A 17,265-nucleotide genomic window follows, 5' to 3' on the forward strand; every position below is an offset into this window, starting at 1 on the left:
AGGCCTAGGCCGCACTGGGCGCACGGGGCGCGTGGGTGATACGGGGGTCGAACATCGGGTAGAGCAGGTCCACCAACAGGTTCACCACCACGAAAGCGGCCGCGGAGATGGCGACGATCGCCAGCACCACCGGAATGTCCTGGCGCAGTACGGCTTCCTGGGCCAAGCGCCCGACACCGTTGCGGCTGAAGATGGTTTCCACCAGCACCGCACCTGACACGGTGTTGCCGACCTGCAGGCCGAACAGCGTGAGAATCGGCAGCGCGGCGTTCTTCAGGCCGTGGCGGTACTGCACCTGGGCGCGGCTCAGACCCTTGGCGTAGGCCGTAGTGATGTAGGGCTCGCGCCACACCTGCTGAAATCCGCGTTGCAGCACCTGGGCATACACCGCTGCGCTGGGGATCGCCAGGGTGATGGCCGGCAGCACCAGGCTGTCCAGGCCCTGACTGCCGGTGGCGGGGAACCAGCCCAGGCCGAAGGCGAACACCTGGATCAGTAGCAGGCCCAGCCAGAATATCGGCACCGAGAACCCCAGCGACGGCAGGCGCGCCATGGCCGATTGCAGGGGTTGCCAGCGCACGTAGGCGGTCAGGTAGGCCAGACCGATGCCGCCGATCAACGACAGCACGATGGCCGACCCGGCCAGGGTCAGGGTTTGTGGCAGGCGCTCGGCCAGCAGCGCAGTCACCGGCCGGTTGAGCGACAGCGACTGGCCGAAGTCACCGTGCAGGGCCTGCCAGAGCAGATGCACGTACTGCTCGAACAGCCCGCGATCCAGCCCGTAGTAGGCACGCGCCTTGGCCAGGTCCGCCGGTGACAGCGCATCGACTTCCAGGCCCGAGGCGCTGAGCATGATCGACAGCGTGTCGCCGGGCAGCAGGTAGAGGATGAAGTAGGTGATGGTATAGGCGCCCCACAGCACTAGCAGCGCCTGGCCGACACGCCCCAGCAGGTAACGGTTCATGGCGTGCCGACCTCGATGTCACCGAGGAAGGCGAAGCCTTCTGCGGTCCAGTGGAAGTTCTTCACCCGAGCCGCCGTGGCTGCCTGCCAGACACGCTCGTAGATCGGGATGGCCGAGGCCTCGTCCACCAGCAGGTCCTGCAGATCGCCGTACGCCTTGGCGCGTTGCTCGGCTCGAGTGGCAGTGATGCCAGCGTCGAACAGCGCGGTGGCCCGGTTCAGGGTCGCCGGTTCGTAGGTATTGGTGGCCAGGGTCGAGCTGTTGGCACTGCGCGGATCGAGAATGGTCTGCAGAATGATCGGATCGGCGCGGGTCATGTAGGTGGACGTCAGGTCGTAGTTGCCCTGGGCATTGGCGGCGGTCCATTCGGCGCGGGTCACCACGTTGAGTTTCAGGTCGATACCCACCTTGCGCAGTTGATCCTGCACCAGCACATCGCCGGCCGTTTCACTGCCGTTGATGTTGTAGGCCAGGCTCAGGCGCTTGCCGTCCTTGTGTCGATAGCCATCGGCAGCCGGTGCCCAGCCTGCCTCGTCCAGCAAGCGTGCGGCGCCGACAGCGTCGTAGCCAAGCTTGGCGCCCTGGGCCTTGAAGTACGGAGTGGTGCTGTCGTACACACCGTCGACGACGGGGAAATCGGCGTTGTACACGGTGCTGGCGTAGCTCTTGCGGTCGATGGCCTTGAGCAGTGCCTGGCGCACTTTCCTGTCGGCCAGTACACGGCCGTTGCGGGTGTTGGGGTAGAGGTTCAACGCGGGGCCGGGCAAGGCGCGGCTCTGAATGGTAGCGCCCTTGCTCTGGTACAGCTTGAGGTCGACTTCCGAGAACGGGTTGCGCGGCCACAGCACATCGACCTTGCCCTGCAGGAACAATCCGTTGCGTACGCTTTCCTCGGCGATGTAGCTGATTTCCACGGCATCCAGATGGGCGTCGGCCTTGTTCTTCATGTTCGCCGACGCCCAGTGGTAGCCCGGTCGACGGGTCAGTCGGGCGCCGCTCTCCGGCGTGTAGTGCTCGAGCACGAACGGCCCGGTGCCGATGATCTGGCCGAGCGAGCGCTGCTTGGCGGTCAACTGGTAGGAGGCCGGTGCAAGAATCGCCAGGTTGGTGGTGGACGTGGCCTGCAGGAAGCCGGCGTTGGGTCGTGACAGCACCAGTTTGACGGTGAAGTCGTCGAGCACTTCGGCATGGTCGTAGCCGGCCAGGTAGGTTGCGCCGAAGGTCGCCGGCAGCTCCTGGGCGAATGCCTTGTCGCTGTCGAAGGCGGCCTTCACGGCGTGGGCGTCGAAGCGCTCGCCGTTGCTGAAGGTGACGTCGTCACGTAGTTGGAAAGTGTAGCTCAGGGCATCGTCGCTGATGTCCCAGCTCTTGGCCAACCAGGGAATGATCTTGCCGGTGTCCGGGTCCTGGTCGGTCAGTGATTCGGCGACGTTGCGCAGCAGCACGCGATGTTCGAGCCAATAGACCTGGAACGGGTCGACGCTGACCAGGGTGGTGTTGTCGCCGAAGAAGGCGATCTTGAGGGTCTTGTCGGCGTGTTCGGGGGCCGAGGGCGAGCAGCCCGCCAGTGTTGCGAGCAGTATGCCCAGTGCCAGCAGGCGGGGGCGTTGGGGCAGGTTCGAAGCCGATGGGTGGGTTGGGTGGGGCATGGGTGACTGTCCTTTGTAGTGCTGTGATCGGCTTGGGTTTGGGGTGCGGGCCTTCGCGGGCAGAGCCCCGCTCCCACAGAGGTTGGTGGTGCCTGTGGGAACGGGGCGGGCGGCAAGTTCTCTGTGGGAGCGGGGCTCTGCCCGCGAATGGCCCCACTTCGATTCAGGTAGCGAGCGCTCGTGGTCTGTTGGCCTGCGGCAAGGGTCCATCGGCCACCTGAGGCGGGCCGGCTTCCACGCCCAGCAGCCCCAACAGGCGTCGGCGAATGGCATTGAAGGCCGGTGTGCCTTTTTCCCGAGGGCGATCCAGGCCAATGGGCAGCGCTTCGGCAATGCGCCCGTTCTTGAGCACGATGATGCGATCGGCCAGCAGGATCGCTTCCTCGACATCGTGGGTGACCAGCAGCACTGCAGGCCCGTGGGCACGCCACAGATCGATGATCAACTGATGCATGCGAATGCGGGTCAGCGCATCGAGGGCGGCGAACGGTTCGTCCAGCAGCAGCAGGCGGGGCTCGCGCACCAGGCTGCGGGCCAATGCCACGCGCTGGGCTTCACCCCCGGACAGGGTGGCGGGAAAGGCATCGAGCCGATGCGCCAAACCCACTTCGGTCAGCGCCTTGACCGCACGCTCGCGGGCCTGGGGGGTGCGCACGCCCAAGGTGACGTTCTTCCACACGCGCTTCCACGGCATCAGGCGCGGTTCCTGGAACACCGCCGAGCGGGCCGCAGGCACCAGCAGGCGGCCACCTTCGATCGGGTCGAGCCCGGCCAGCGAGCGCAGCAGGGTGGTCTTGCCCGAGCCGCTGGCGCCCAGCAGGGCAACGAACTCGCCGGGCGCGATGTCCAGGTTCAAGCCATCGATGACGCGGTTGGCGCCGAACTGACGTACCACGTTCTGCAGGCTGACGGCGGGTTGTGGGTGCAACGGGCGGGTGACGTTGTGTGCGGTCATGGGATCAGCTCTTCACGAAGGAGGGGCGCCAGGCCAGGGCGTAGTGCTCCAGGGCGCGGATGATGCCGTCGATCAGCAGCCCCAGCAGGCTGTACACCAGCAGGCAGATGACGATGATGTCGGTGCGCATGAAGTCGCGCGCGTCGCTGGCAAGGAAGCCGATGCCGGAGGTGGCGTTGATCTGCTCGACGAACACCAACGCCAGCCAGGAGATCGCCAGCGAATAGCGCAGGCCGACGAAGAACGACGGCAGCGCGCCGGGCAATATCACGTGCCAGACCAGTTCGCGACGGTTCAGCCCCAGGGTGTTGCCGGCTTCGATCAGCTTGGGGTCGATGCTGCGGATGCCGGCGAACAGGTTCAGGTACACCGGAAAGGTGGTGCCCATGACGATCAGCGCGACCTTGGTGAATTCGCCGATGCCGAACCACAGAATGAACAGTGGCACCAGCGCCAGTGAGGGTACGGTGCGCAGCATCTGCATGGGTGAGTCGAGCAGCACTTCGCCACGCCGCGAAAGGCCGGTGAGCAGGGCCGCAGCGGTGCCGATGAACACACCAATGGCCAGGCCCGACACCGCGCGCTGCAGGGATATCAGCAGATGCGCCGGGAGCTCGCCGCTGATGGTCAGCGCCCAGAACGTCACACCGATGCTCGACGGCGCGGCGATGATACGCGGCGGGATCAGCCCGACCCGCGAGGCCAGCTCCCAGAGCACCAGGATCGCCAGCGGGCTCAGCAGCCTGAGTACGAAGCCTGGCACCTGCACGCCGCGCCGGGATGCGCTGGGCGTGACTTCGAGCATGTGGATGGGCGCCCTGGCGATCGGCGCAGAGGCGATTTCAGGTGGCATAGTCTTGGCCCTCGCGGTCGAGCTGACGGATCAGGGCGTCCCAGTGCAGTTGGATCTTGGGGTTGTCGCCGCTGGCTGCACTGGCAGATTGCTGATGCACCTTGTCGATGGCCGCCTGCGGCGCCAGCAGCAGGTCGGCATTGCCGCCGGCCTGGGCGGCGATCTGGATGTTGCAGGCCCGCTCCAGCCCATGCAGTTCGCGGAAGGCATGTTCGACACTGACGCCTCCGGTCAACAGGCCGTGGTTGCGCAGGATCAGGATGTTGCTGTTGCCCAGGTTGCGAACCAGGCGCGTCTGTTCGTCCAGGTCCAGGGCTATGCCTTCATAACCGTGGTAGGCGACGCGGCTGTAGTAGAGCAATGCGTGCTGGGACAACGGCAGCAAGCCGTTGCGCTGGGCCGACACTGCAGCACCATCGCGGGTATGGGTGTGCAACACGGCTTTGAGGTCGGGGCGTGCGCGGTGGATGGCGCTGTGGATCACGTAGCCGGCGTGGTTGATGCCCAGCCCCAGTGGATCGTCGATCAGCTCGCCGTCGATATCCACCTTGACCAGATTGGATGCGGTGATTTCATCGAACAGCAGGCCGAAGGCGTTGATCAGGAAGTGCTCCTGATCACCCGGCACGCGGGCCGAGAAGTGCGTGTAGATATGGTCGGTCCAGCGCAGTTGCGCGGCCAGGCGATAGGCGGCCGCGAGCTTGACGCGCACCTCCCATTCCTGCGGCGTGACACGCTGGCGCAGCGTGGGCGTGGAATCGTGCAGAACGGACAACGAAGTCATCGGGTCTCTCCTGAAAAACGTGCGTGCCGGCGGCGACGGCACATGAGTGCGATCGCCGCTCGGTCCGGTTTCATCAGGTCCCGAGCAGCCAGTGATGTAGGGGCGTTGCGGTGTCAGATCACCTTGAAGCCGTGGGTGCCGTCCCTGGCCAGTTGCTCGACCAGACCGAACTCCCAATCCAGGTAGCCTTGCATGGCTTGGCGAGGGTTGTCGGTGCCCTCGTAGGGGCGCCGGTAGCGGTCGCTGCGGGGCACGGCCAGATGGCGTTCGCCGGCTTCCACCGGCAGGCCCTGGGCCACCCAGGCGGCGTTGCCACCTTCGAGGAGGAACACCGGTTTGCCGGTCAACGCCTGCAGATCGGCCACCGCAAAGCGTGCCAGCAGGCCGCTGCCGCAGGTCACCACGTAGCGTTCGGCCACGGGTACGTTCTCCAGGGCCTGGGGCAATTGCGCGCGCAGTGCCCAATGGGCACCGGCGATATGACGTTGCACGTGGTTGGCGCTGCTGGTGAAGTCGAACACCTGGGTGTTGCCCTCGCGTTGCCACCGAGCGAGCGTCGCCGGGCTGATCGTCTCGGCTTCCGGCAGGGTCGGCAGTGGCGTCTGCCAGGCGCCGTCGGCAGTGAAATCGCTGGACTGTGCATCGTCCAGCACGAACACGTCCCAACCCATCTGGGCCAGCCACGACGCGCTCATGTTGGCGCGTACGCCGTCGTCGTCCACCAGCACCAGCCGCGCACCGCGCACGCTGGCGAAATGATCGGTTTCCTGCACCAACTGGCCGCCCGGGGTGGAGCGCGCCGCAGGCAGGTGCCCGGCCGCGTATTCTTCCGGGGTGCGCACGTCGAACACATAGGTGGTGCGGCCCTGTTCGGTTTGCCAGCGGGCCAGCGCTGCAAGCGTCGCGTGTTGCACACCGGCCCTGTCCGCGACCGCGCGTGCCGACTGCGCCGCTGCCGCGCGGGTGTGCTCGGCGACTTCGCCGAAGCGACGTTGCTGGCCGTGCTCCAGTGTCTGACCTGCCAATGTCCAGCCGATGGTACCGTTGCGCAGTGCCGACACCGGGTTGGGAATGCCCGCATTGACCAGCGACTGCGTGCCGATAATGCTCCGGGTGCGACCGGCGCAGTTGACGATCACTCGGGTCTGCGGATCGGGCGCGAGTTCGCGGATGCGCAGCACCAGTTCGGCGCCTGGCACACTGATGCCGCCCGGAATGCTCATGGTCTGGTATTCGTCGAAACGTCGTGCGTCGACCACCACCACGTCGGCCCGGCTGTCGAGCAGGGCCTGCACGTCCTCGGCCGCCAGTGACGGTGTATGCAGCAGGCTTTCGACCAGCTCGCCGAAGGCCTTGCTCGGTACGTTGACGTCGCGAAACAGCTCGCCGCCTGCATCGTGCCAGCCGGCAAGCCCGCCTTGCAGCAGCGCCACATCGGTGTAACCGAGCGCTTGCAAGCGTTGCGCGGCCACGGCGGCAAGGCCTTCGCCGTCGTCATAGACGGTGATGGCCGTATCGCGGCGCGGTACCCGGGCGTAGATGTCCAGTTCCAGCCGGGACAGGGGGATATTGGCGGCGAACAGTGGGTGAGCCTCGGCGAAAGGCGCCTCTTCGCGGACATCGATCAATGCCACTTCCTGGCCGTCCAGCAGTGCCTGGCGCAAGGTGGAGTAGGGGCGTACGGCAATCTGGCTCATGCGGGTGAACTCTCTTTTGGCGGGCGCTCTTTGGACAAGTCCCAGAAATTGGGGATGCCGGCATTGGAATAACCGGAAATGAATGGCTTTTCTTCGCCGCTTTCGCTGTACACAGCGCGCGCTACCGCGCCGATATTGGCGCCGTAGACATGGATGCTGATGGACACCCGATCGTGGAAGGCATTGCTGACTTGATGGATGTCGCCGATGTTGGGTGATACCGCTTCGACCTGGCCCGGCCCGAGGCGGATCGGCGCGCCGTCGGGCACCAGGCGCCCATCGGCTTCGCGGCTGAAGCCTTGGGAAAACTCGGCACCGCGCAACATGCCGATCAGGCCCCAGACGCGATGGTCATGGATCGGTGTGCTCTGCCCAGGGCCCCAGATGAAGCTCACCACGGAAAAGCGCTGGCGGGCGTCGGCGTGCAGCAGGAATTGCTGGTAGCGTTGCGGATCGGGCTGGGCAGCGATGGCCGGCAGCCAGTCGTCGTGGCTGACCAGCCGCTGCAGCAGCACTGCGCCTTGTTCCAGCACCGCCGGCTCGCTGGGTTCGCGATCCAGCAACTCGGCCAGGTCGCCGACGAACTGGCGAAAGCGGTCATAGCGCAGTGGGTGAGTCATTTCAGTAGCCCTCGAACAGATTCGTTATTACCCTAGCAAAGGGATTAAGCTTCCCGAAATTCAATTTGTTCATAAGCTAATATGCGAAAAGCGAATGAAGATAGATGACATCCAAGCGTTCCTGGCAGTCGTGCGCCTGCAGTCCCTGAGCGTGGCCGCCGAATCCCTGCAGCTGACTCAGTCCGCTGTCACCCGGCGCCTGCAAAGTCTCGAAGAGTCGCTGGGCGCAATTCTGCTCGACCGGCACACCAAGCCGATGAAACCCACGGCCATCGGCCTGCGCGTGTATGAACGCTGCCAGGGCGTGATGCGCGAGGTCGATTCGCTGCATGAGTTGGTGGCCGAAGACGCGCTACCCTCCGGCACGCTGCGTCTCGGCGTGCCGCAGACGGTCGGCGACGCCGTGCTGCTCGATGCCCTGCACGCCCTGAAGCAGCGCTTCGCCGACCTGCACGTGCAGGTCGCCCACGGCTGGGGTGGGCAGTTGGTCCAGCGCATCCAGCACCGTGAGCTGGATGCGGCTGCGGCGTTGTTCCCGGCAGGCAAGGTGTTTCCCGACGGCGTGGTGGGTCACTCGCTGGCGCGCATGCCGCTGCTGGTGGTTGGGGCCAAGGGCCTGGATTTCGGCAAACGCTGCAAGCTGGCCGACTGCCAAGGCGAAGGTTGGGTGCTGAATCCCGACGGTTGTGGCTTTCGCGCTGGCCTTTCGCACGCCCTGGCCGAGCAGGGCCTGAGCCTGAAACTGAACCTGGAGACCTTCGGCACCGACCTGCAACTGGGCCTGGCGGCCAGCGGCATGGGCCTGGGTCTGGTCCCGGCACCGCTGTTGCAGCACAGTCGCCACCGCGAACAACTGCAGGTTCTGCAGGTGGCGGATTTCAAACCCATGGTCGACCTGTGGCTGGTGCATGCGGCGTTCGTCGGCAACCTGCAAGGCGCGATCAGGCTGTTCGGGGAAAGCGTGGCACACGGGATGAATACGGACTGATGGAGAAAGATACGTGCGCGTTTAGCATATTAGGATATGCCTAAAATGATCTTTACTCATGTCCTTGAAGGTGCGTAGATTAGTCGACAACCACAGCGCTGCCGCTTCGAGTTGCGTTGCCGTGCACTTGTCCGACCGAGTTCTCGCCATGCCCCAGTTAGACCCCGGCGCCCTTGCCGCGCTCACCGAACGAATGGCACTGCACGCCGAGCGCTACGACCGCAGTGGCGAGTTCCCCCATGACAACATCGACCACCTGCACAGCCTCGGCCTGCTCGCGCTGACCGTGCCCACGGCCTATGGCGGCGGCGGGGCCGACCTGCCCACGGCGCAGAAAGTGGTGGCGGCAGTCGCCAAGGGCGAGCCGGCGACGGCGTTGATCCTGGTCATGCAGTACCTGCAGCAGGCCCGTCTGCACCAGAGCGAGCGTTGGCCTCAGGCATGGAAGCAGCGCCTGGCGCTGGACGCCGTGGAAAGCGGGGCGCTGATCAATTCGCTGCGGGTCGAGCCCGAACTGGGCACGCCGGCCCGCGGCGGCCTGCCCAACACCGTGGCGCGACGTACCGCCGAGGGCTGGCGACTGGACGGCCGCAAGATCTATTCCACTGGCAGCCACGGCCTGACCTGGCTGCTGGTGTGGGCGCGCAGCGATGATGACGATCCGTTGGTGGGTTCCTGGCTGGTGCACCGAGACACCCCCGGAATCACCATCGAAGACACCTGGGACCACTTGGGCATGCGTGCCACGTGCAGCCACGATGTGGTCTTCGACGACGTGCTGGTGCCGTTCGACCAGGCCGTCAGCGTAAGTCCGGCCAGCACGCCGCAGCCGGAACTGGACGGCGAAGGCCTGCTGTGGATGGCGGTGCTGATGTCCAGTGTCTACGACGGCGTCGCCCAGGCCGCACGTGATTCGTTCATCGATTGGCTGCAGCACCGCGTACCGGCCAATCTCGGTGCCGCCCTGGCGACGCTGCCGCGCTTCCAGGAACGGGTCGGCGAGATCGACAGCCTGCTGCTGGCCAACCAGGCCCTGTTGCAATCGGCCGCCGAAGGCCGCCTGCCCGCCGAGCGCTGGCCCGCCATCAAGTATCTGGTGTGCAACCAGGCCATACGCGCCGTGACCCTGGCCATCGAAGCCGGCGGCAACCCGGCGCTGGATCGTCGCAACGCGCTGGAAAGGCACTACCGCAACGTGCTCTGCGCGCGCATTCATACCCCCCAGGATGACAGCGCCCTGGTTGCAATAGGGCGTCAGGCGCTGGCGCTCTGACACCCATCAACGGGCTCACGAAATTTTCATGTGCCGCTGATTACAGTGGCGTCCCTTGTTGGGGAGTAGCCTGCTCTGGACCTCGGTCCAGCGCGTTCGTGTCAACATTCTCGGCTGCCTGCCGTGGCACGAACACCTTGTGGTTGGTGAGACCAACGATGCATCCATGCCTAAAGCCGGGCGTGTGGTCGCGTCGTTGACTCATAGCCCGGCTGGATCTTCGACCGTGAACCCCATTTCCATCCTCTTCGTCGCCCTGGCGATGTCCACCGACGCCTTCGCCGCCGCCATCGGCAAAGGCGCGACACTGCACAAACCGCGATTCACGGAAGCACTTCGTACGGGTGTCATCTTCGGTGCTATCGAGACCATCACCCCCTTGATAGGGTGGTTCATAGGCCAGGCGGCGACTGAGTACGTTCAAGACTTCGACCACTGGATCGCCTTCGTGCTGTTGGTGGCACTTGGGCTGCACATGATCTACAACGGGGTCAAAGCTGAAGCCCCGGAAGAGGACAAGCCGCAACAGCATTCCTTTGCCATTCTGGCCGTCACCGCCTTTGCCACCAGCATCGATGCTCTTGCGGTTGGCGTAGGCCTGGCCTTCGTCGACGTGAACATCTGGATTGCAGCCGCCGCCATCGGCGTGGCGACCACGATCATGGTCACGATCGGCGTGATGCTGGGTCGGGTACTGGGCGTCGTCGTCGGCAAACGTGCGGAAATCGTGGGCGGCATCGTGTTGATGCTGGTCGGTGCGGTGATTCTCTACGAGCATTTGTCTGCGGCGTAATCGGAGCAGTCGACTGCTCATGGGCTGCGTTTTTCAGCCCAGTTGGCGGCGGCAGATCAGGGGCCGCCGCACAGATCCTGGGAGTGCGTCGTTGGATTACTCGCCAGGCGCCCACACCTCCACGTTCACCGCATCGATCCGCTTGGGAATCAGCTTCTCGTCGTAAAAGGCATCGGCGATCTTCTGCTGCTCGGCCAATCCTTCGTGGGTGACGGGCTGCACATCGTAGCTGCGGCGGGCGTTCGCCTGCTGCACCACTGCCGGGTCAAGATTACCCCAGAGCGGACCCAGAATCGCGGCGGCGTCGGCCGGGTTCGCCTTGACCCATTTGCCAGTTTCGGCCAAGTCGTCGAACACCGTTTTCAGGATCGCCGGGTTGGCCTTCGCATAAGGCGTGCCTGCCAGATAGTAGCGCTTGTACGAGGCCAGGTTTTCGCTGCCCGCCAGTACGCGGGTAGGTTGGTGCTGCTGCGCGGCACTGAGGAACGGTTCCCACGCCACCCAGGCATCCACCTTCTGGTTTTCGAAGGCGGCGCGGCCGTCGGCGATGGTCAGGTAGGCCGGCTTGATGTCAGTGAACGTCAGATCACCCTTGCGCAAGGCCGCCAGCAGCAGGTAGTGAGCCCCTGCCGCCTTGGTGACTGCTACGGTATGGCCACGTAGGTCTGCCAGCGATTTGAGCGGCGAGTCCTGCCGCACCAGAATCGCCTGGGCCTGCGGTGAAGCCGATTCGGACGCGTAGTAGGTCAGCTTGCCGCCGGCAGCTTGAGCGAACACCGGCACCGTGTCGGCAACGTCTGCCGACAGGTCGACGTTGCCGACGTTAAGCGCTTCGAGCAGCGGCTGGCCACTGGCAAATTCGTGCCAGCTGACGCGCACGCCTTTGTCTGCCAGTTGCTTCTCCAGCGTACCTTGCTGCTTGAGCAGCACCATCAGCGTCGAGGACTTCTGGTAACCGATGCGCAGCTGGGTTTCTGCCGCTGCCGAAAAGCTGAAGGCAACGCCGAGCGCAACGCTGAGGCTGGCGGCAAGCAGGTGCCGCGGGGTGAAGAGGGTGGACATGGTTTCAAGTCTCGTCTCCGACGCATCCGCGGGGCGCGGTCGGCTCGAAGAGAACGGGGAAGGGCATGCCGGTGATCCGGTGAAGCGACTATAGAAGAACAGTTCAAAGCACGGTAATGGCGTTTAGTTATCAGCTTATGCAGCCTCACCGGCCAAACTGATTCGCACTGCACTTCACCCGCCTGTTCTTCATCGATGCGAAAGGTTCTCAGTTGGCGTCTGTCATCTTCGCATATACAAATTTCTCTTTTAAAAACATACACGTACCTATCACTTCTGTCAGGCGACGTCCAAGCAAACATTACCTAGTGTGGCGGCTTCACTGCGCAGCCCGTTCGCGGGCCTGCGCCGAACAGCCAAGGTAGATAGCCATGAAAGATGAAACGCCGGCGGAACGTACCCTATCCGCACATTTGAAGAATATCGCCGTCAATGCCGAACAGCACCAGACCCTGTCCAAGGTTCAAGGCTGCACGGCAATGGAGATCGCTCAAGGCAGCGTCGACGACCTGATCAAGCTCGGCAAGGGTTTTGACGTAGATCAAGCGCAAGCCTTGCATCAGCGCGCCAGCTCGGTGGCCGTGCTCGCAGCGCGACAGATGCGCGAACAACGCCTCAAGGCCAGCGAGCCGGCTTCGGCGGCCATGGCCCGCAGCGGCGTCCGTGCGCTGGTCGACGGCCCCAGCTTCGAAAGCCAGTTCACCCCCAGTTGGTCGAGCAACTGCATGCCCGGCGCTATCGAGGCAACCTCCTCGCCTGCGGCTTATCTGACCAGTCTTTACCGTCTTGCCACCCAGACCATCGAGCCTCTGGCCATCGAAGGTGAAGCCATCACGCTGGCCCAGCGTCGTCCCGATCTGGTTGACCTGACCTTGGACCCGGTGAGCCTGGAGCGCGTCGAGCCGACGGTAGTGATCGTCAATGAGATTCTCGAGCGCGCCGCGCGCGAGTTTCTGGACGGCCGCAACCGCAGCGAAGAAGCGGTAGACGATGTACTGCTGGCCACCCGTTATCCTTTCCAGTTGCCGTATGAGCGGTATCAGGCGCAGATCAACCATGTGCTGCAGCGCAAGCGCTACCAACTGGGTGACGTGGTTCGACAACTCGATCCCAAGTTCCCCTATTTCAAGGAGCAAGGGTTGCATTCGGCGGCCTCCGACGATGCCCTGCAACTGGATGCCGCGTTTGGCCCCGAGCAGCGCGCGCTGCTGCTGGAAGCGCCTTATTTTCCGCTGACGAACCTGGCCCGCAAGGCCCCAGGCCTCCAGCGCCAGGCAGCCATGGCCGTGGCTCAGGCCAGCTTCTACAACCGTCACTACGGTGTTGCCAACGCCGAGCCGCTGGTGGATATCCCTACCTTCTGCAAGCGCACGGGCATCAACCAGGCGCAACTGGAAGACCTGCTGTCCATTGAAACGCGCGCACCGGTGGCTTCGCCCAATGTGGCCGGGTTGGCGCCGGCATCGCCTGCCGTGGTCGGTTCCAGCTACATCAACGCGGGTACCGCGCCGACCTTGGGCGTGGTCAGTGAGGGTGGGGCGATGCACCGTTTCATCGGCCACACCGATGGCCATTTCGACCGCCTGCAACGCATCATTCGTCTGTCGCGCTGGATGGAGCTGAGCTTCGCCGACATCGATCTGCTGCTATCGGCAGCCTTCAAGACCGAGCACGGCAAGACCCCGCACGCTTTTCAGATCACCGAAAACACCCTGCGCATGCTGGGTCTGTTTCGCCAACTGCAGCGCGATTTCAAGGTAACCGCTGAAGACTTTTCGGCGCTCGTTCATGGCGTAGGCCTGTATGCGTGCGGCAGTGACACGCCGCAGTTCGATCGCATTTTCAATGCCAGCGGCCTGTTTGAAACGCCGTTGTGTCTGGACGACAGCGTATTTCCAATCGTTCCGGCGACGGAGAATCAGTACCGCAAGGTCGATCATCTGTGCAGCGCGCTGGGCATCAGTTTCGAAACCTACGTCTACATCGCTCGCTACATCGCTCAGGGGCTCCACAGTCAGGGCAACGAAAGCATGGCTGACTTCGATATCAACAGCTTGCGGTGGTCCCACGCTGTAGTCTCGGCGTTCTACCGCCTGGTGAAGCTGCCACGCTATCTGGGCATTTCGAGTATCGAGGCGATTGCCTTGCTGCAATTGATCAACCAGAGCGCCAACCAGTACATCAACCGCTTGGCGCAGCCCCGGCTTGCCGTGCATCAGCACTCGGAAACGACTGACACCCTGAGTGTGATCCAGTCCTTGGCCGATGTGATCAAGTGGTGCAACACGCATCAGTTGTCGGTCAACTGGTTGTATCAGCAGGTCATGCCACTGACTCCCGTTGCGGCAGCGACCGAGCACGAGATCGATCTGCTCAAGCAGATTCAATCACGTATGGGAGCGGTATTGGTCAGCCAGGCGACCTTCGTCGAAGCAGGTGCACCGCAGTATTCAGCGGGTGATGCGCCAACTGCGATTGACTGGCTGGCTGAATTCGAAGCGCTCGTTTCCGGTGACGGCCTGATCATTGATCGCAGCATCATGGCCCCCGAGTACGAGGACGAAGCCTACTATACCGAGCGGCTGCTGGAGCTGATCGATCGCGTGATGAGCCGCCATGGCGTCACAGCGATCTCCGACCTGCGCATCAAACTGTTCAGTGTGGTGATGGACGCCCGTGCCGCTCAGCAGAGCCTGGTTTGGGAATGCCTGGCCAGCACCTTGAAGGTGACTGCCGAGCAGTGCCGCGAGCTGCTGCTGTGGGCGCGTGGCACGACCTATCAGTTGCTTGCCGAAGTACTGCGGGTGTTCGCCATCGAGGGGGGCGCCGGTGTCGCGGTGCCCGTGGGCGATGAAGTGCTGACCATCCTGGCACGTCTGGCCCGCCGGGCAGCGATCGCGCAACAGCTGAACGTCAGCGCCATGGCCTTGCGCAGTTTTGTGCGTAACCCTGAGTGGTTCGGCCGCCCGGCGCAAGTTCGCCGAACCAGATCCGCCACCTGGTCGATCGACGACATCGGCTTTGCAGATCTCTACAGCCTGGTGCAGTACCAGAGAGTGGTGAAATTCAGCCGTCGCGGTGAGCAGGAGTTGCTCGACTACCTGCAGCTGGTGAACAGCCTGCCCCAAGAGCTCAGCGATGCCGATGCCGAACTTGTGCGCGAAGATGCTGCGGGCAAGATCGCCGGATTTATCGGCTTCGGCACTCGCGACATTCTGCAAACAGCCGCGCTGTTGGCTGACAACGGGATTCTGCTGACGGTGCTGGAACTGGATCACCTGATCCGTATTCGCGAGTTCTGTAACGAGCTGCAATTGGGCACCACGGCAGTGGTCGACCTGAGTCGGCTGCGCAGCGACAGTTCGCGCAACGACTACCGGGCCGCTGGCGAGGGTGCCTTGGCCAGCTTGACCGCCAGCCTGTCAGGTGAAGGCAAACAAGTGGAAGGTGAACTGGGGCAAAGCGAGTCTTCATGGATCATTGTCGACCGTGAGCTGTTGGTGGCCAGGACCGACGAGGTCGCACGCTTCACCATTACCGTCAGAAACTTCCTGGGCCAGCCGATGGGTGGTATTCGAGTCGCCTGGCGTACCAGCCTGGGCGAACTGCAATTACCCGCGATGACGGAAACCGACGCCAATGGCGAAATGACCGCGACCCTGATGGCTGGCGATGAGATGGGCACCGCTCAGATCACCGCCACCTACGGCCTGGACCGGCAGATCCAGGCGCCGCTGGTGCGGATCGATTGCGATGAAAGCACCCTTGACTTCATCGAGGTGCCCCATTACCCGAATCCTGCCGAGGCGCTGGCGGGTGACCGTGAAGAAATCGAGTTTGCGGTGGAACTCGTGGATATGCATGGCAACGTGGGTCGCGATCGTGTGGTGCAGTGGGAGACGGACCTGGGTCAATTCCAGCGTCCGCAGACGCGCACCGATAGCGAAGGCCTGGCGTATGCGACGTTGCACAGCCAGCCGTCGGGTCCGGCCAGCGTGGTAGCGGTGTTCGAGTTCAACGGTAACGAGCACGCGTTTCAACCCGTCAGGTTCCTGGAACAGCCTTACTTTCAATACATACGCTTCGCGAGCGCCATCGCGGCGACCCAGCCGGTAGAGGTCACTTGCCGCATTATCAACCTGGATGAAACGCCTGTAATCGGCGCCACAGTGACTTGGGGTTGCACCGTCGGCGGCTTTGATCAGCAAGCTACGAGCATCACCGATGGGCAGGGTATTGCCCGCATCAATTTCACCGCAGCCCAGGCAGGGTCCGTGATAGTGAGCGTTGATGCCACTGTGTCGGACACCCAATTGCGCCCCCTCGCCAGTGCTGCGACGCCTATCTTCGAGCTGCCAAGACTGGTCGAACATGCACCATTGGAGCAGATTTTCGGCATCGGCCAGTCACGCCCAGCGCAGTTCCGTGTACGCCTGGAGCCAGCATTGAGCCGCCAACCGGTGACATGGCATCAAGATGATCGAGAGCTCGGAACCAGCTACACCGACAGTCAAGGATGGGCCATATTCGAGCGTCGTTTTGTGGGCAGTGATCATGGCGATAAAATAGTGACCGCGCGGGGAGTAGGGCAGGGCAATGAGGCTCATTTCTCTGTTGCGGTAGTGCGTGCTCACGAATCTTTGCAAGTTGAAACGAGCGACCTGTTGAAACATTTTGATGGCAGTTCGTTCGTCATCCCGCGCGGTGGGCAGGGAACCCTAAATATCCGCGCGGTGCGCGGAGATATCGGCGATGACGCTGCCTGGATGCAATGGTCGATAGCTGAAGATAAAGCGGACCTGCACGGCATTTCTATAACGCCGGCACGTGGTCAAAAAATATATGCCGATGAGCACGGCTGCATTCAACTGCATCTAGATGGGCTGGCGGCTGAATTCCTGGCCGGCGGTGCAGATAGCAATTCATTCAGACTGGACGTCACGACGAACCTGAATGTGACAGCGTCTATCAGCTTATGTGTAAGAGAGTTGGTTGAGGCAAAGCTGCAGAGTTGGTCTCCGGTAGGAAAAGACGTATTAACATGCCAGTTCTACGCTCGAAGTGGGCACCCACTGGTGGACGGGAACGTGATGATAGGAGGAGGTTCAGAATCGCCGCTTTCACTTAATGAACAGGGCGCTAGCAGCAGCGGTGACTACATCAGAAATGACCCTGGAATTGTGACGATTACAGCGCATCCAGATACGTTGATGATGTTTGAGAACGGTATGAGTGCCGTCGATACGCTAATCCATCACATCCCACTTGACGAAAAAGACCGGCGTCCGGATTTCAGGACAATCGTCACTAGCCCCGACAGCCGAGTGCGTATCGAGGGGCGGAACGTTTGGATACCTGCCATGGAAGATATTACGTTGGAGTACAGGGTGCTGTATGGAGAGGTACCCGTTGTGGGGCTGGAATGCATAGGCGATAGCAGATTACAAGTCATCCGTAAGGCGCGGGAAAGAACCGACGATAACGGCCGGATGACGGTGATCGTCAACATTGGCAACAGGCAATCAGGAGCTATCGCTGATAAGCATCGTACTGGTAGTCATCTGTTCAATGTGACTGATGTTGACCGACTTAACTAATCTGCTGTTCCTGTAATTATAGCTGAAGGC

General features: G+C 62.9%; 11 protein-coding genes and 1 pseudogene. 4 read left to right on the top strand and 8 right to left on the bottom strand.

Annotation, left to right across the window (positions count from 1 at the left end):
* Positions 1-4: 4 nt before the first annotated feature.
* From IFT75_RS05935 to IFT75_RS05965, 7 genes and pseudogenes are all read right to left on the bottom strand, one after another.
* Positions 5-964, bottom strand: coding sequence for an ABC transporter permease (locus tag IFT75_RS05935; RefSeq protein ID WP_192053747.1), 960 nt, complete (start codon positions 962-964; stop codon positions 5-7).
* Positions 961-2,613, bottom strand: a complete 1,653-nt coding sequence (locus tag IFT75_RS05940) for an ABC transporter substrate-binding protein (RefSeq protein WP_192053749.1) — start codon at positions 2,611-2,613, stop codon at positions 961-963. The genes IFT75_RS05935 and IFT75_RS05940 overlap by 4 nt, the downstream gene beginning before the upstream one ends.
* 163 nt (positions 2,614-2,776) lie before the next feature.
* The gene (locus IFT75_RS05945) at positions 2,777-3,568 is read right to left on the bottom strand and encodes an ABC transporter ATP-binding protein (protein ID WP_192053751.1); all 792 of its coding nucleotides are present in this window, start codon (positions 3,566-3,568) and stop codon (positions 2,777-2,779) included.
* A gap of 4 nt (positions 3,569-3,572) precedes the next feature.
* Positions 3,573-4,349 (bottom strand): annotated as a pseudogene (locus IFT75_RS05950) (ABC transporter permease); the annotation flags it as partial.
* A gap of 61 nt (positions 4,350-4,410) precedes the next feature.
* Entirely contained in the window at positions 4,411-5,205 is a 795-nt protein-coding gene (locus tag IFT75_RS05955) for a class II aldolase/adducin family protein (RefSeq protein ID WP_122479286.1), read from the bottom strand.
* 113 nt (positions 5,206-5,318) lie between these two features.
* Complete coding sequence (locus IFT75_RS05960; protein ID WP_192053755.1) at positions 5,319-6,902, bottom strand: rhodanese homology domain-containing protein; 1,584 nt, start codon at positions 6,900-6,902, stop codon at positions 5,319-5,321.
* On the bottom strand, positions 6,899-7,522 hold the full coding sequence (locus IFT75_RS05965; RefSeq protein ID WP_192053757.1) for a cysteine dioxygenase family protein: 624 nt from the start codon (positions 7,520-7,522) through the stop codon (positions 6,899-6,901). Before IFT75_RS05965 ends, IFT75_RS05960 begins: the two co-directional genes overlap by 4 nt.
* A 94-nt stretch (positions 7,523-7,616) precedes the next feature.
* Between IFT75_RS05965 and IFT75_RS05970 the strand changes: the two genes are divergently transcribed.
* From IFT75_RS05970 to mntP, 3 genes are all read left to right on the top strand, one after another.
* Positions 7,617-8,510, top strand: a complete 894-nt coding sequence (locus tag IFT75_RS05970; RefSeq protein ID WP_192053759.1) for a LysR family transcriptional regulator — start codon at positions 7,617-7,619, stop codon at positions 8,508-8,510.
* Positions 8,511-8,658: 148 nt separating this feature from the next.
* Positions 8,659-9,783, top strand: coding sequence for an acyl-CoA dehydrogenase family protein (locus IFT75_RS05975; RefSeq protein ID WP_192053761.1), 1,125 nt, complete (start codon positions 8,659-8,661; stop codon positions 9,781-9,783).
* Between the two features lie 226 nt (positions 9,784-10,009).
* The gene (gene mntP, locus IFT75_RS05980) at positions 10,010-10,576 is read left to right on the top strand and encodes a manganese efflux pump MntP (protein WP_192053763.1); all 567 of its coding nucleotides are present in this window, start codon (positions 10,010-10,012) and stop codon (positions 10,574-10,576) included.
* Between the two features lie 96 nt (positions 10,577-10,672).
* Here mntP and IFT75_RS05985 read toward each other — a convergent pair whose 3' ends face one another.
* Entirely contained in the window at positions 10,673-11,638 is a 966-nt protein-coding gene (locus IFT75_RS05985) for an aliphatic sulfonate ABC transporter substrate-binding protein (protein WP_192053765.1), read from the bottom strand.
* A gap of 371 nt (positions 11,639-12,009) precedes the next feature.
* Between IFT75_RS05985 and IFT75_RS05990 the strand changes: the two genes are divergently transcribed.
* Entirely contained in the window at positions 12,010-17,235 is a 5,226-nt protein-coding gene (locus tag IFT75_RS05990; RefSeq protein WP_192053767.1) for a Tc toxin subunit A, read from the top strand.
* The last annotated feature ends 30 nt before the right edge of the window (positions 17,236-17,265 follow it).

Source organism: Pseudomonas sp. CFBP 8758, from assembly GCF_014841725.1.
Taxonomy (GTDB): Bacteria; Pseudomonadota; Gammaproteobacteria; order Pseudomonadales; family Pseudomonadaceae; genus Aquipseudomonas; species Aquipseudomonas baltica.